Below are 16,012 nucleotides of genomic sequence, written 5' to 3'. Positions count from 1 at the left end.
ATGTCAATGACGCCGAACCGGCGCGCAAATGTGCTGGCAGCAGAACTGCAGAAGATGTTCGGCATGGATGGCTGCCAAGGTGTCCGCCATGTGGATTTAGACGCCCAAGCCGCTCCGGAATACTGCGATTCTGGCATGATCGTGTTGTGGCGCGGCGGCTTTCCAGTGGGGCATTTGCTGAGAGGGAGCGACGGTGAGTGCCGCATTGCCCCAATTGCGGCCCCTCCGGACACAAAGTTCACTCCGCCGGTTCTGGACCTGCCGAGCGCCAGCGTTGTCATCTGCACGCGTGACAGGCCGAACGAGTTGCGGCGCTGCCTCTCCTCGCTTCCGCAGCAAACCGTTCCGCCGGCAGAGGTCATCGTGGTGGATAACGCGTCGAGAGGCAGCGAAACGCGCGAGGTAGCGCTCGCTGCCGGTGCAATCTATGTCCGTGAGGACCGACCTGGCTTGGATATTGCACGCAATCGGGGCGCCGAGCGTGCTTGCTCGGATATCGTTGCTTACACTGATGATGATGTTCTGCTTCATCCGCAATGGCTTGAGCGGCTGATCACGGCATTCGACAGACCTTCGATCGGCGCGGTGACGGGTCTTGTACTGCCCGCCGAAATTGCCACCGAAGCGCAGCGTTATTTCGAGACGTTCTGGAGCTTCGGGCAAGGCTATAAACCTCAAATTTTCCACGCGGCCGAGTTTGCCGCCAGCAAGCACGATGTGTTCCCTGCCTGGAAGGTCGGTGCCGGTGCCAGTATGGCATTCCGGCGCGACGTGTTTGACCGCGCGGGGATGTTTGACGAACGCCTCGACGTCGGCCAGGCTGGGTGTTCGGGCGACTCCGAGTATTGGTATCGGCTGCTCGCCAGTGGATATGACTGCCGTTACCAGCCAACTTCCGTCGCATTCCATTTCCACAGGCGGACGATGGAAGGCCTGGCCAAGCAAATCTATTTTTACATGCGCGGTCACTCGGCCGCATTGCTCGTCCAGCATGAACGGACTGGCATCAAGGCGAATTTGAAGCAGGCTCTCAAATGGAAGCCACTTTGGTACCTCGGCAGAGTTCGCAGAAGGCTACTTGGACGCAGGGTCGCTGAGGATCGTTTCCTTTGGCATGAAATCGCCGGCTATGCTTCAGGAATCCTGTTCTACCTCCGAACCAAGCGCAGGTAGGGCGACGTGGCCGATAATCCCTTGGTTTCAATCGTGGTGCCTGCGCGTAACGCAGAGCTGACCCTAGCACAAGCACTCGACTGCCTCCTCGGTCAGGACATTGCTGATTGGGAGGCGATCATCGTCGACGATGGCTCAAGTGACGGTACCGCCGCGATCATCGCCAGTTATGTTGGGCGTGATGCCCGATTTCGAACGGTTAGCTCTTCTGCTCATAGCGCAGCGGGCGCGCGCAACAAGGGGATTTCGACGGCGCGCGGCCGCTGGCTCATGTTCCTGGATGCGGATGATTGGGTGGACGTCAGCTTCCTGGCGAAAATGCTGACCGCAATGGAAGCCGCGCCCGATTCGGTAGCTGGCTATTGCGGTTCTCGGCGAGTGATGCCCGATGGAGCACTCACGCCGTCGAGCATCGCGCCGGAGGTTGCGATCCAACCGTTCGAGACATTTGCGCGACGATGTGCCATCCGCACTCACGCGCTGCTGATCGATCGGGCGACAATCGTCGAGTTGGGCGCCTTCGATGTGTCGCTGCGCACCTGTGAGGACTGGGATTTGTGGCAGCGCGTCGCACGTCTGGGCAAACGTTGGGTGATGGTCGACGAACCGCTCGCCTACTATCGGGCAAGCCCCAACTCACTCACCCGAAATTCGACGCAAATGCTGTCAGACGCGGAAATCGTGATAGCACGCGGCTTCTCTGCCGACCCAAGGGTCAAACACCCAGCGCCGGCGCACGCTAAGGGGGCGACTTCGGCGGACGGCAGCGCCGCCCGCGAAGCACTCGCGTGGTTCGCGTTATGGAACGCTGCATCGGATTGCGGCAGCGGCAGCGGCTTTATCAACCCGCAGACGTTGCGCGCTCTCCCGGCCAGATACGAATGGGCCTCTGAGATAGCCAAGGTGGTCTTCGACGGGCTGATGGTAGGAAGTCTATCGGCGCCGCAGCAATTGGCTGCCAGATGGGACAGGTTCGGCGGCCCCCTCGCCGATTTGATCGTTGAACTAAGCAATATCTGGAGCGATCCCGTTGCGGGTCGCCGCGTGCAGTATCATCTTGAGCAAATGCTTCTCGACTTCGACGACCTTGCCGCTCCGCGCAGGCTAGCGCGGACACTCGGGATTCGCGTCGATGCTCGAAATCCGGCCTCGACGGAACTGCCGGAAGGGATCGATCAAGTCTATGCCTACCTGATGTTGGATGGCAAAATCGAAGCCCTCGTGCAGTTCGGCGCGCTCGGGAGAGTGACAAGACGTCATTGGTTTGAATTGATTTTGAATTTCGTGCCTCCGCGGGAGATTATAAGCGGCCTTTCCGGCTATCAGCGCATGGCGTTTCGCTTCTGGAAGGCAGCCGCGCGGCTGGCGGGCCGATCGGCTGTGCCAGATCTGCATGAGAATACCGGAGCCGACAAGGCAAGTATGTTTGCCGCGGAGGCATTGCTGTCCGCGGCGGGACGGCGGACTGATCGGGGCAGCCACTACGCAAGACTCGCGCGATTGGCAGCGGATGCCCAAGGGCTGGTGCGTTCGAGTGCCGAGGCGACGGAACCTGTTGCCTCCCCGCGTCGTGCCCGGGCCGAAGGTGGGCGCGACGACGATCGCGCGTCGTTCTGGGACCGCTTTTTCGAGACCGCGGATCCCTGGAACTATGGTTCGCCCTATGAGCAAGAAAAATATGAGCGGCAGCTCGAAATCCTGCCTGCCGGTCCAATAGGACGGGCGCTCGAGCTGGCCTGTGCGGAGGGCCATTTCACGCGGCAACTGGCGCCGCGAGTGGGGCATTTGACGGCGACCGACATCTCCGCCGTAGCCATCGAGCGAGCGCGAGAGCGATGCAGGGACCAACTGAATATCGAATTCGGCGTACTGGATTTCCGCGCGGATGCCCTGCCGGGTGATATGGATCTCATCATCTGCTCGGAAGTGCTCTATTTTCTCGACGATCTCGACGAGTTGCGGCGCCTCGCAACAAAACTCGTCGAGGCGTTGGCGCCAGGCGGCAGTTTCATCAACGCGCACGCATTCGTCCTTCGTGACAATATGGAACGGACGGGCTTCGATTGGGACAACAAATTCGGCGCACAAGTAATCTCGGAGACGCTGGCAGCGACCGAAGGCCTCTTCCTTGAGAGATCGATCCAGACCGATCTCTATCGCATGGACCGCTTTCGCCGTCTGTCCCCGGGGGAACTGGCGGCGGAACCGACGGTCGATCATCTCCCGATCGGCGCGCCCATTGAAATGGAGGTCGCGCGAAGGATCGTCTGGGGCGGGGCGCGGGCGCTGCGCAGCCACGTGGCGCGCAACGAGCGGCGGCAGCGCATCCCCGTTCTCATGTATCACAGCGTCTCCGATGATGGCCCGGCCGCGCTCGCCCGCTATCGCTTCACCCCCGCCGTGTTCGACAGCCAGATGGCATGGCTGCGCGCCAATGGCTTCCACGCGATCATGTCCGAGCAGTTGGAATGGTTCATCGCCAACCGTCACCCTTTCGTGGGCCGCCCGGTGCTCATCACGTTCGATGACGGCTTCCAGAACTTCGCCGACCATGCCTGGCCAACTTTGCGCGCGAACGACCTCACCGCGGAAGTGTTCCTGGTGACGGACCTGGTGGGTGAAAGCGCGCGGTGGGATGCCGACCGCGGTCCGCCGACACCACTCATGGACGCTCTGACCGTGAGACGCCTTGCCGCCGAAGGTGCATTCTTCGCAAGCCATCTGGCGACGCATCGCGCGATCGATGGTCTCTCGAGCTCCGACCTGGCCGTTGAACTGCTGCGCTCACGTATGTTCATCGAGCGATGGACCGGGCGGCCCACGACGACGTTCGCGGCTCCTTTTTCTGTCACCGACCGACGGCTTGGCCGTCTTGCCAAGGAGTGCGGCTATCGAATCGGCTTCGGCCGCAGATCGGGGCCGGCGGACCTCGATTGCGATCCGATCGACCTCCCCCGCATCGAGATTCGCGGGGATCGTTCGCTCGATGACTTTGTTGCCCTTCTAGAGGCCGTGCTCGAATGAACGGCGAACTTGTCAGTGTCATTATCCCCGCTCACAACGCGCAAGATACAATCGACGAGACACTCCGCAGCGTTCGCTCGCAGTCCCACCGCGCGCTTGAGATTATTGTCGTCGATGATGGGTCGCGGGACCAGACTGTTACCATTGCTCGACGTCACATGGAGATCGACCCGCGTGTGCGGCTGATCGAGCAGGCAAACTCCGGCGTGGCAGCTGCCCGCAATACGGGTTGGCAAGCGGCGCGATCTGATCTGATTGCATTCGTCGATGCCGACGATCTCTGGGCGCCGACCAAGATCGAGCGGCAACTGGCAGCGTTCGATCGGGCGGACGAGAAAGTGGGGCTCGTCTACTGCTGGTATTTGGTGATCGATGCGCAGAGCGCGGTAACTGATGATCAGCATCGGCCAAACTGGCGGGGCGATGTGCTCGAACGCCTTTTCCACGGTAATTTCGTTGGCAACGGCAGCGCCGCCTTGGTACACCGGCAGGCACTGATCGACGCCGACGGTTTCGAGAGTGGGCTGCGCGAGGCGGGCGCGCAGGGTTGTGAAGATATCCTCTTCTATTGTCGCGTTGCCGAAACCTACCACTTCGAAGTCGTCGAAGAGCCGCTGGTCGGGTATCGCTATTTACCGGGAAATATGTCGAGCAACATGACTCGCATGCTGCGGTCTTGGATGCTTGTGGTGGACGAGATGCTCGGCCGCCACCCGGATGCGGCACCTACGCTGCGTGAGGGCCTGCATTTCTACTCGACGTGGCTCCTGGAGCGGACCTTGCGCCAAAGGCGCCCCCGCTATGTGCTTCCGATCCTGTCACTGCTGCTCCGCCGTCATCCCGCGATCGCAATGCGGATAATCGCCGTGGATTTGCCGCGGATCGGGGCGCATTTGGCCAAGCGCGTCGCAACAAGGTTGGTGCGCGGTCGCGTGCCGGTCCGCCCTCAAGTGACCGCACGCTTCCCGACTGGGGAACTGAAATGAGCGAAGCCAAAGGCGCCATTCAGCGCGGTGCGGTCCGCGCTTCGTTGCGCGATCTTTCGCACCTGCTTCGCATCGTTGGAAAGCCGCGCTGGGCGACGCCTGCGCTGCTCGCGCTTGGCTTTTTGTCGTCCTTGGCCGAGACGCTCGGCATCACTCTGATCCTGCTGTTCCTCTATTTGGTGTCCAACCGGATCACGGCGGCAGGAGATGGCCTTCAGGGTCGAGCGCTGGGCCTGGCAATCGCCTGGTTCGGTAGTCCTACCCGGCTCGCCTTCGCGATCCTCCTGCTTATCCTCGCGCGTGGAGCGCTAGCGCTGCTCTATTCGCTGATAAGTTCAAGCATCGGCGAGCGGATCAGCGAACGCGTGCGCAACCTCGTCCACGAACAGTATCTCAGAGTCGCCTTCGGATCCATCCAACAGCATGAGCAATCACAACTCATGGAGGTGCTCGGGACCGAATCGTGGTTGGTCGCGCAAGCCTATGGCGCGGTTACCAGACTAATCATAAACAGTTGCTCGATCTTCGTGTTCGCCGTCTTCCTGCTCACGATCTCCTGGAAGATCCTGCTGATCGCAGCCCTTGGCTCAGTCGTGATCTCGGCGATCTTGCGCATCTTTTCGCGACCCGCGCGGGATCTAGGGCATCAAGTGAAGAAGATCCATCAATCGCTCGGCGAGCACATGCTTATGACGCTTCAGGCGTTGCGCACCATCCGCGCCTATGGACAGGAGGCGCTTCATCAGAGCCGCTTCATGCAATCGTCGGCGGCCGCGCGCAACGCATCGTTGTCCATGATTCGCCTTTCGTCATGGATCGGTCCAACCACCGAAATCGGCTATCTGGGAATGTTGGGCTCTATCGTCCTGGTTTCCGGATGGTGGCATATCAGCTTCGAGGTGACGCTGGCCGCTGTCGCGCTGCTTTATCGTTTGCAGCCGCATACGCAGGAGTTCGAGAGCAACCTGCTGTTTCTGGCGCAGATACAGCCGCAACTGCGCTCAGTCTTGGAGATGGTCCAGTCCGAGGACAAGGAATATCCATCGCAGGGAACTGTCCCACTCGGAAACTTGAACGCGAATATCGTCTTCGAGCACGTAAGCTTTGGGTACGATCAGAACACGCCGGTGCTCACCGACCTGTCGTTCGAGATTCCAGCCGGAGTGACCACAGCGCTTATCGGCGCAAGCGGTGCCGGCAAGACGACGATCGTGAACCTCCTCCTGCGGCTATACGAACCGACGTCTGGCGACATCAAGATTGATGGCACCCGGCTGGTAGACATCAGGCGGGACGACTGGCTGTCCAAGATCGCTGTAACGGGTCAGGACGTCGACCTCGTCGAGGGAACGGTGACAGAAAACATCCGAATGGCCAAAGCCGACGCGACCGAAGAAGAGATCATTGTCGCTGCCCGCAGTGCCGGCGTTGCGGGATTCGTCGAGGACCTTCCCGATCGTTACAATACCTGGATCGGGCAGGAGGGGCTGCGATTTTCCGGCGGCCAGAGGCAGCGCATTGGCCTGGCGCGAGCTGTATTACGCAATCCGGACTTCCTGATCCTGGATGAAGCGATGAACGCACTCGATACCGCGCTCGAGGACCAGGTTCGGCGCGCGATTGATCGGCAGCTTGGCAATAGGACAATTTTGCTGATCACGCATCGCATAGAAACGGCGCGTGACGCAGCAAATGTCATTTGGATAGAGAACGGCAGAGTCAATAGCCAAGGACCCGCCTCCCTTGTCGTTCCTCAATATCAAAACCGCCAGCACGAAATCGTATGTGCCTCTGAGGCTGAGGGTAAAGAACGGTGACCCTCCTGTCGGCCTGCGCAGTCGTTGCTCTGTCGATGACGGGCGGTGGCGCACCGATCACAATCGGCTACGATGCCAAGCTAGTGCCGTCTCGACGATCCTGTCGATTCCGGATTGCTCCGGCACCCAGCCGAGTTCCTGGCGCACCTTGCCAGCCGAGGCTACGAGCGCCGGGGGGTCACCTGCCCTGCGCGGACCGTAAACCACAGGAAGGCGCGATCCCGAAGCCCGGCTCACCGCGTCGACCAGCTCTTTTACCGTCGTTCCAATTCCGGTCCCGAGATTGTAGACGTGGACACCCTTGTCGCGGAGAAGTTTCTCCCCTGCCAGGACGTGAGCACGCGCGAGATCGGTGACATGGACATAGTCCCGTACTGCGGTTCCATCGCGGGTGTCGAAGTCGGTTCCGTTGACGGTAAAAACCCGGCCCCGCCCGACCGCCGCCTCGATAGCGAGCGGTATGACGTGTGTTTCCGGTTCGTGCCGTTCACCGATCTCGCCGTCAGGATCGCACCCGGCCGCGTTGAAATACCGGAGAATGACCGCGTTGAGGCCATGGGCATACGAGAGATTATCCACCATTCGTTCGATGATGAGTTTCGACCATCCATACGGATTGATGGGCGACTGCGGATGCGTTTCGTCAATCGGAGAGCGAACGGGAACGCCATAAGATGCGCATGTGCTGGAAAAAATCAGCTTGCCGACGCCGGCCTTCAGCATTTCCTCGAGCAACACCAGCGACCCGAAACTGTTGTTTCGGTAGTAGAGTTCCGGGTGCTCGACAGATTCCCCAACGTAAGCATAAGCCGCGAAATGCGCCACGACATCTGGCCGATACTTTCGTAGCGCTGCCGATACGGCTGCGCTGTCGGAAATGTCGCCCTCGACAATCGGCCCCCATTTGACCGCGTCGCGCCAACCGCGCGAGAGATTGTCGTACGTAATGACCGACCAACCAGATTCGGCGAATGCCTTGCAACAGTGTGATCCGATATAGCCGGCCCCGCCGGTTACCATAACGGTCTTCATTCGGCAGCGGCCGGCCGTACATACCCCGACGAAACCAAGCCTTCAAAATAGGCAATGGTCTTGACAAGGCCGTCGCGCAACGCGGTTCTTGGCTTCCAATTGAGTTCGCGCAAGGCACTCCCAATGTCAGGCTGTCGCTGCCTCGGGTCGTCGACGGGCAAAGGCAAAAATTGGATCGTCGACCGGCTTCCAGTAAGTTCGATCACAAGATTGGCGAGTTCGAGCATCGTGAATTCGACTGGATTGCCGAGATTGATCGGACCGGTAACGTCGTCAGTGGTTTGCATCAGGCGAACCAGACCGTCGATAAGGTCGTCGACATAGCAAAATGAACGTGTCTGCTGGCCGGTGCCGTACACTGTTAGCGGCTCGTTCTGCAGTGCCTGCACGATGAAGTTGGAAATGACGCGACCGTCATCCGGACGCATCCTCGGACCGTATGTGTTGAAGATGCGCGCTACCTTGATCGAGAGTCTGTGTTGTCGCCGATAGTCGAAAAAGAGGGTTTCGGCACATCGCTTGCCTTCGTCGTAACACGAACGGGGTCCTATCGGGTTTACCCTGCCCCAATAGTCCTCGGTCTGAGGGTGAATTTCGGGGTCGCCGTAAACTTCGGACGTGGACGCCTGAAGGATCTTTGCGCGAACCCGCTTGGCTAGCCCCAGCATGTTGATTGCCCCGTGAACGCTTGTCTTCGTCGTCTGGACCGGATCGAACTGGTAGTGGACGGGGCTCGCAGGACACGCAAGATTGTAGATCTCGTCAACTTCTACGTAGAGTGGAAACGTCACGTCGTGGCGGATGATTTCGAAGGATCGGTTGTCGAGCAGATTGGAGACGTTTCTTCGGCTTCCGGTGAAGAAATTGTCGACACAGGCAACTTCGTGACCTTCACCAAGCAGTCGTTCGCACAAGAACGATCCCAGAAAGCCCGCGCCTCCAGTCACCAGGATTCGTTTTGCCTGCTGCATTTTCGAGGCCTCCACACTAGTTCAGTCAAGCCTAATATCTGAGCTGAGTAGCGCGATTGGCCAGCCGCCTGCCTTCAATTCTTGTTACCGACCAGACATCATCGTCGAATTGTGAGGTCCTTTCCTATCCGGTGGCGTAGCTCGGCGGATGCGGCGCGGCTCGCCAGTGCGCTTTTGGACAGAGCTGTAGCGAGCGAGTTTTCGGCGGGGCCGCCGATGACCGACGACATGTTGAACCTGCCCACGCTCGTGGAGAAGCTCATCGGGCCGTCGAAGCAGACAGCCATTGTAGCGAACCACGGCGCTTCCGTTCGTGCAGAAGAACCGCGAGCCGCACCTTTTTGTAATCGCTGCTCTTTCCATCACGCCCGGCAGATTCTCGGCCCCTCGATCGGCGAGGCATCGCGCTCACATAAGCGATTTCGCGGCGACTTCCTACCGGATGTCCCAGGAACTGCGCGGAACGGACAAAGCAGAGCGACAGCCCGGCCCTATTCGGGCCGATGCCGCGTAAAAGCCCGCCCGCCGCGCCAGTCGCGGCGTTCCCATCTTACGAAATACTGGCTCGCTCCTAACGCCTCAAGGCGTAGACGTTGTCCACAGACGCGCCACCCAGCGGCAGCGCCATATCGTCGTCGAGCAGGCGGGTGATGCGGGCAAAGCCGACAAAGGCCTTTCTCGCTTCCTCGGCCGACATCTTGCCCGACATAGCCGCCGCACAGCAGTTAAGGGCGCATTGATAAACCGGGCCGCGTCTTCCCGTTGGCCACTTCCGCAGGAACACCATCGCCTCGGAGACGCTATCGACTTCCTCCACAGGGTGTCCCTGCCCACGCGCAATTCGCACTGGGGTAAAGAAATGCAAGCGATCCATAGTTATCCTCCCGGTCGACCGCAGCGCAGTCGAACCTGAATAAACGCACGTCTCGCGAATCAGTTCCAAACAAATTTGGTTGCCGACGGAAAAGTTCGGAGCCGGCCGGTCAGCGCCCGACCTCGCGCGAGGCGCCGTCGCGACTCAGTTCCGATACAGGCGTAGAGGCTGCCATAACGGCGATTCTCATTGAATATCTTTAAGGCGAAAGCCGGCAAATGGGTTGCTTGCCGGCTCCCCTGCGGCAGGCTTAACCTCTGCGGTTAAACGCGTGAGGGCGCGTTTTGCAACAAGGGGAACACTTGCAATGACCATTCAAGGCGCATCGCCTGACCTCTATAATGAGGATCTGGCTCCGGCAACGGTCAGGAACTGGGGACCGTTCTCGATCTTCAACGTCTGGACCTCGGATGTCCACAGCCTCTGGGGCTACTATTTGGCAGCCAGCCTTTTCCTGTTCTGCGGCGGTTTCGTCAACTTCGTCATCGCCATCGGCATCGGCTCGCTGATCATCTACGCGCTGATGAACATGGTCGGCTATGCCGGTGTGAAGACCGGCGTGCCCTACCCCGTGCTTGCCCGCGCGTCGTTCGGTATCTGGGGCGCCAATGTCCCGGCGCTGGTGCGCGCGATCGTCGCCTGCTTCTGGTATGGCGCTCAGACGGCCGCGGCATCGGGCGCAATCGTTGCGCTGCTGACGCGCCTGCAATGGTTCGACGAGTTCAACAAGAGCTCGCATCTTCTGGGACATTCGACCCTGGAGGTGATCTGCTTCGTCGTCATCTGGGCGCTGCAGCTGCTGATCATCCAGAAAGGCATGGAGACCGTGCGCCGCTTCCAGGACTGGGCCGGCCCCGCCGTGTAGATCATGATGCTGATCCTGGCCATCTATCTTTGCGTGAAATCGGGCACTTTCGCTTTTACCAGCGACATTCCGATGGATGTGCTGCTGGAGAAGACTAAGGACGCCGGCGTTCCGGGTGAGCCCGGTTCATGGACCGCGCTGTTCGCGGTGGCGGCGATCTGGGTGACCTATTTCTCGGCGCTCTACCTCAACTTCTGCGATTTTGCCCGCTACGCGCCGGACAAAACGGCGCTGCGCAAGGGCAATATCTGGGGCCTGCCGGTCAACCTCATCCTGTTCTCGCTCGTCGCCGGCGTCACCACCATTGCCGCTTATGACGTCTACCACGAGGTGCTGCTCCATCCCGACCAGATCTCGGCCAAGTTCGACAGCTGGTTCCTGGCAGCTCTCGCCGCGCTGACCTTCGCCGTGGCCACGCTCGGCATCAACGTCGTAGCGAATTTCGTCTCGCCGGCCTTCGACTTCTCCAACGTCTTCCCGCGCCAGATCGACTTCAAGAAGGGCGCTACATCGCAGCACTTATCGCACTTGTGCTTTATCCCTTCGCGCCGTGGGAAGGCAGTGCCGCTTCCTTCGTCAACATCATCGGCGCGACGATGGGGCCGATCTTCGGAGTGATGATGGTCGACTATTACCTGATCCGCAAAAGCGAGGTCGATGTCGAAGCGCTCTACCGCGAGGACGGCGAATTCCGCTTCCAGAGCGGCTGGCACGTCAACGCCTTCATCGCCGCCGGCATCGGCGCGATCTTCTCCTCGATCCTGCCGAACTTCACCAACTGGCTGCCATCCTGGTGGGGCGTCTATGGCTGGTTCTTCGGCGTAGCGATCGCGGGCGCCGTCTACTACGTCCTGCGCACAATGGCGCTCGGTGCGGGTGCGAAGGTGGCGAAAGCCTGAAACAAGGCTGTAGGCAGTAGGGATTAGGCAACAGAAAATGCCACCTACTGCCTACTGCCTACTGCCTACTGCCTACTGCCTACTGCCTGCTGCCTACCATCTCCGCCAGCCGCCGCACCGTGTTCCAGTTGCGCGACGTACCGACGCCAAAGCGCTTGTGATTGGCGGCTGCGAGCAGCCGCGAGCTCGGCCGCTCGCGCGAGACAAGCCAGATATCGCCGTCGACCCAAAGTACTTTCTCATTGTCAGCTGCATAGGCCTGGAGCGCTTGGACGGCATCCGCGAGCAGCGGCTCTCGCATCACGCGCACCGCAACCTGATCGGCCGCGTCGACGGATTCGCCCGGAAACGGATTACCCGCAGCAAGCTTCATCCAGTCCTGGGCGGCGCGCACGATAATGTCGACATGGCGGCCGAAGGTCTTCTCAAAGGCCTTTTCCAGCCGCTGCTCGAGCTTTGAAACTTCACCAGCCCGTGCCTCGAACACCAGATTGCCTGTCGCCACCAGCGTGCGGACATTCTTCAGCCCGAGACCTTCCGCCATGGCCTTGAGATCGGCCATGACCACGCGCCGCCCTTCGCCCAAAATTATGCTGTAGAGCAGCGCGACGTAGGTTTGCATGACCCGGTCCGACCGCCGGGGCCTAGACCAGCCTGCTCTGATCGACCGCCGCCGAGATAAAGCTCGCGAACAGCGGATGCGGGTCGAGCGGGCGGCTCTTCAGTTCGGGATGATACTGCACGCCGATGAACCAGGGATGGTCGGGATATTCGACTGTCTCCGGCAGCACGCCGTCGGGCGACATGCCGGCAAAGACCAGGCCGCAATCCTCGAGCCGCTGCTTGTAGTCGATGTTGACTTCGTAGCGGTGCCGATGGCGCTCGGAAATCTGCGTGTCGCCATAGATATCCGCGATCTTCGAGCCTTTCGCGAGTTCGGCCTGGTAGGCGCCGAGCCGCATCGTGCCGCCGAGGTCACCGGCGGCCCTGCGCTTCTCCAGCATGTTGCCCTTCAGCCATTCGGTCATCAGGCCGACGACCGGCTCATCCGTCGGGCCGAACTCGGTCGACGACGCATGCTCGACACCGGCCAGCGAGCGCGCCGCCTCGATGCAGGCCATCTGCATGCCGAAGCAGATGCCGAAGTAAGGCACCTTGCGCTCGCGCGCGAACTTCGCCGCCAGGATCTTGCCTTCCGAGCCGCGCTCGCCAAAGCCGCCGGGAACGAGAATGCCGTGCACCTTCTCCAGCCAAGGGGCCGGATCCTCCTTCTCGAAGATCTCGCTTTCGATCCAGTCGAGCTTGACCTTGACGCGGTTGGCCAGCCCGCCATGCGACAGCGCCTCGATCAGCGATTTATAGGCGTCCTTGAGCCCGGTGTATTTGCCGACGATGGCGATCGTCACCTCGCCTTCCGGATTGTGGATGTGGTTGGACAGCGCCTGCCAGGGCTCCATGCGCGGCTTCGGCGCCGGATCGATGCCGAAGGCGGCCAGCACTTCCGAATCCAGCCCTTCCTTGTGATAGGCCATCGGCACGTCGTAGATGTGCGGCACGTCGAGCGCCTGGATGACGGCGCTTTCGCGCACGTTGCAGAACAGCGAAAGTTTCCTGCGCTCTTCCTTCGGGATCGGCCGGTCGGCGCGCACCAGCAGGATGTCGGGCGCAATACCGATGCCGCGCAATTCCTTGACCGAATGCTGCGTGGGCTTGGTCTTCAGTTCGCCGGCCGTCGGGATGTAGGGCATCAGCGTCAGATGCACGTAGACCGCGTTGTTGCGCGGCAGGTCGTTGCCGAGCTGGCGAATCGCTTCCAGGAACGGCATTGCCTCGATGTCGCCGACCGTGCCGCCGATCTCGCACAGCACGAAGTCGTAGTCTTCATTGCCGTCCAGCACGAAATGCTTGATCTCGTCGGTGACGTGCGGGATCACCTGCACGGTCGCGCCGAGATAGTCGCCGCGCCGCTCGCGCTCGATGATGTTCTTGTAAATGCGGCCGGTGGTGATGTTGTCCTGCTGGTTCGCCGAACGCCCGGTGAAGCGCTCGTAATGTCCGAGATCGAGATCGGTCTCAGCCCCGTCATCGGTCACGAACACTTCGCCATGCTGGTACGGCGACATCGTTCCGGGGTCGACATTCAGGTAAGGGTCGAGCTTTTTGATCCGCGCGCGATAGCCTCGCGCCTGCAGAAGAGCCCCAAGAGCTGCTGCGGCGATGCCTTTTCCCAGTGAGGAAACCACGCCGCCTGTGATGAATACATATCGCGCCATGGGAGTCATCGCTTAACGCGGCCCGATTGATTCCGCCAGAGAAAAAACCGCCGCGAAGGCTTTTTCCCAAAATGGCGCCGATGCTCGTGAGGAGCCTTTCCCGAAGCATGTCGCCCAATAGTGTGGAGCGGCTTTGGGAGAACGACATGCATCAAAGCAAAGACTCAAAAACAAAAGGGCCGGCGGTGCCGGCCCTTTCGGCAGTTTGATTGAAAGCGTCAGATGATAACAACCGGTCGTTATATAATAACGACCTTGGTGCCGATCCTGACGCGGCTGTAAAGGTCCATGACGTGCTCGTTGATCATGCGGAAGCAGCCATTGGAAGCGCTGGTTCCGATCGACTGCGGCGCAATCGTGCCGTGGATGCGCAGATGCGTGTCCTTCCTGCCGTCATAGAGGTAGATGGCTCGCGCGCCGAGCGGGTTCTCGCCGCCGCCGGCCATGCCGTCCTTGTACTGGCCGTAATGCTTCGGCTCGCGCTTCTGCATATCGAGTGTCGGGATCCAGCGCGGCCATTCCTGCTTGTCGCCAACCGCCACGGTGCCCTTGAACTGCAGGCCTTCGCGACCGACCGCGATGGCATAGCGGCGCGCCGTCGAAAAGCTCTCGACGAGATAAAGGCGACGAGCGCTGGTATCGATGACGATGGTGCCCGGCTCATAGCCCGAGAACGCGACGTCCTGCGGCACGTATTCCGGCTTCACCTTGAACGGCCGCTTTGCGTCCTTCCTGGCGAGCGCCGTATCGAGCGCGCGGGTCTCGGGCAGATAGCTGATCGAAGACACCGACTGACCACCGAACAGACCGGCAAACAGGCCGCTGCTGCTCGTCTGCTTTTGCCCGGGCTGCTCGCTGCGCAGCTCACCATTATTGCCGGTGGCCGCGATGTTCATCGCCTCAGCCGGGATCGGTTCATCGGTCTGGATCGGCGCGATCGAAGCCAAGGGCTCGAGCGGCGCGATGATCTTGGTGGTCTTCTTCACCGGCCTGGCATCGGCCACTTCGACTGACGCTGCCGAACCCTTCTTGGAGAGCCATTCCTGACGCGCTGCGTCGGCCTTGGCCTTGGCTGCCTCGCGCATCGCCATCTTGCGAGCCTCGAGCGCCTTGTCCTTGGCGGCTTCCTTGTCGGCCGCGATCTTGGCCTCGAGCTTGCTGATCTGCGCGAGATCGTCCGAGGTCGGATTTTTCTTCTTCTTGAGAAGCTTCAGCTGCGATGCGTCGCTCTTGGCTGTGACATGGATGGCGTCAGTCTTCTCGAATGACGGTGATGTGGCCAGATTTGCCGGTCCGGCAAGGGCCGCGGAACCCATGCCGAGGACGGCACAGACTCCCAAAATAATGAAGCTGCGAAGCTGCATGGCGAAGATCCGATCGTTCAGTGCGAGTTGCCCACGGCGTCGCCCGGCGCCCCCCAAGGACGCCGAAAAGTGCCGCGCGCAATCTATAATCGATTAGCCGTCATCGCCTCAAGCTGAGGCAGGCGCTACGCCCGGTTGAATCTTCGTGATCGGGCGCGCATTTGCCGCGACTGTGTTCAAAGAACAACAGATCGCGGCCTCGGTGCTTGTCCGGCTACTGGTTCGGAACCTGCGGGGTGACCGGCAAGGTGACGCCGTTGGCTGCCGGCGACGTGGTCGGATTCGCAGGAGCCGGCGCTGCCGGAGCCGTGGTGCCATTGGCAAGCGGCGTGGTGGTCGCCGTGCCGCCCGACGGGGCGGCGGGAGCAGTGCCGCCGGCCGGAGCCGCGGGCTTGGAGGTGCCCACCGGTCCATTGGAACCCGGCAGCTGGTTGAGCACGCCGCTGCCCGAGGTCGACGTCGCCGGACGGTCGAGAATGTCGATCGGCTTTTCGCCGTAACGGGCGATGATCGACAGCCCCAGCGACGTCACGAAGAAGGCCGCCGCCAGGATTGCGGTGGCGCGGGTCAGCGCGTTGGCGGCGCCGCGCGCCGTCATGAAACCGGAACCGCCGCCGATGCCCAGGCCGCCGCCTTCGGAGCGCTGCAGCAGCACCACGCCGACAAGGGCGAGCACGACCATAAGGTGGATGACGATCAGTACGGTTTCCATAATTTATCCTGGCGAGGCCTTG

11 protein-coding genes and 1 pseudogene are annotated in these 16,012 nt (G+C 60.9%); 5 read left to right on the top strand and 7 right to left on the bottom strand.

What is annotated here, in order from left to right; all coding sequences use genetic code 11:
- The first annotated feature begins 6 nt into the window (after positions 1–6).
- From ACWGS9_RS03635 to ACWGS9_RS03620, 4 genes are read left to right on the top strand one after another with little or no spacing between them, the layout of a single operon-like run.
- Complete coding sequence (locus ACWGS9_RS03635) at positions 7–1,173, top strand: glycosyltransferase family 2 protein (RefSeq protein ID WP_454503925.1); 1,167 nt, start codon at positions 7–9, stop codon at positions 1,171–1,173.
- A gap of 6 nt (positions 1,174–1,179) precedes the next feature.
- Positions 1,180–4,197, top strand: coding sequence for a glycosyltransferase (locus tag ACWGS9_RS03630; RefSeq protein WP_454503924.1), 3,018 nt, complete (start codon positions 1,180–1,182; stop codon positions 4,195–4,197).
- Entirely contained in the window at positions 4,194–5,183 is a 990-nt protein-coding gene (locus ACWGS9_RS03625) for a glycosyltransferase family 2 protein (RefSeq protein WP_454503923.1), read from the top strand. The genes ACWGS9_RS03630 and ACWGS9_RS03625 overlap by 4 nt, the downstream gene beginning before the upstream one ends.
- The gene (locus ACWGS9_RS03620) at positions 5,180–7,000 is read left to right on the top strand and encodes an ABC transporter ATP-binding protein (RefSeq protein ID WP_454503922.1); all 1,821 of its coding nucleotides are present in this window, start codon (positions 5,180–5,182) and stop codon (positions 6,998–7,000) included. Before ACWGS9_RS03625 ends, ACWGS9_RS03620 begins: the two co-directional genes overlap by 4 nt.
- 57 nt (positions 7,001–7,057) lie before the next feature.
- Here ACWGS9_RS03620 and galE read toward each other — a convergent pair whose 3' ends face one another.
- The 3 genes from galE to ACWGS9_RS03605 all read right to left on the bottom strand — a co-directional run bounded on the left by galE (position 7,058) and on the right by ACWGS9_RS03605 (position 9,877).
- Complete coding sequence (galE, locus tag ACWGS9_RS03615) at positions 7,058–8,032, bottom strand: UDP-glucose 4-epimerase GalE (protein ID WP_454503921.1); 975 nt, start codon at positions 8,030–8,032, stop codon at positions 7,058–7,060.
- The gene (locus tag ACWGS9_RS03610; RefSeq protein ID WP_454503920.1) at positions 8,029–9,003 is read right to left on the bottom strand and encodes a UDP-glucuronic acid decarboxylase family protein; all 975 of its coding nucleotides are present in this window, start codon (positions 9,001–9,003) and stop codon (positions 8,029–8,031) included. The genes galE and ACWGS9_RS03610 overlap by 4 nt, the downstream gene beginning before the upstream one ends.
- 571 nt (positions 9,004–9,574) lie before the next feature.
- Entirely contained in the window at positions 9,575–9,877 is a 303-nt protein-coding gene (locus ACWGS9_RS03605; RefSeq protein WP_320215901.1) for a DUF982 domain-containing protein, read from the bottom strand.
- A 307-nt stretch (positions 9,878–10,184) separates the two neighbouring features.
- Between ACWGS9_RS03605 and ACWGS9_RS03600 the strand changes: the two are divergent.
- Positions 10,185–11,641 (top strand): annotated as a pseudogene (locus ACWGS9_RS03600) (NCS1 family nucleobase:cation symporter-1).
- Between the two features lie 79 nt (positions 11,642–11,720).
- Here the strand turns inward: ACWGS9_RS03600 and ACWGS9_RS03595 are convergent.
- The 4 genes from ACWGS9_RS03595 to secG form a co-directional block, all read right to left on the bottom strand.
- Positions 11,721–12,263, bottom strand: coding sequence for a DUF1697 domain-containing protein (locus ACWGS9_RS03595; protein WP_454503919.1), 543 nt, complete (start codon positions 12,261–12,263; stop codon positions 11,721–11,723).
- A 22-nt stretch (positions 12,264–12,285) separates the two neighbouring features.
- Complete coding sequence (locus tag ACWGS9_RS03590) at positions 12,286–13,923, bottom strand: CTP synthase (RefSeq protein WP_454503918.1); 1,638 nt, start codon at positions 13,921–13,923, stop codon at positions 12,286–12,288.
- A 230-nt stretch (positions 13,924–14,153) separates the two neighbouring features.
- Positions 14,154–15,278, bottom strand: coding sequence for a L,D-transpeptidase (locus ACWGS9_RS03585; RefSeq protein WP_454503917.1), 1,125 nt, complete (start codon positions 15,276–15,278; stop codon positions 14,154–14,156).
- Positions 15,279–15,492: 214 nt separating this feature from the next.
- The gene (gene secG, locus ACWGS9_RS03580; RefSeq protein WP_454503916.1) at positions 15,493–15,990 is read right to left on the bottom strand and encodes a preprotein translocase subunit SecG; all 498 of its coding nucleotides are present in this window, start codon (positions 15,988–15,990) and stop codon (positions 15,493–15,495) included.
- Between the last annotated feature and the right edge of the window lie 22 nt (positions 15,991–16,012).

The organism is Mesorhizobium sp. Arg314, from assembly GCF_053714275.1.
This window is presented reverse-complemented; position numbering and strand designations above follow the sequence as displayed.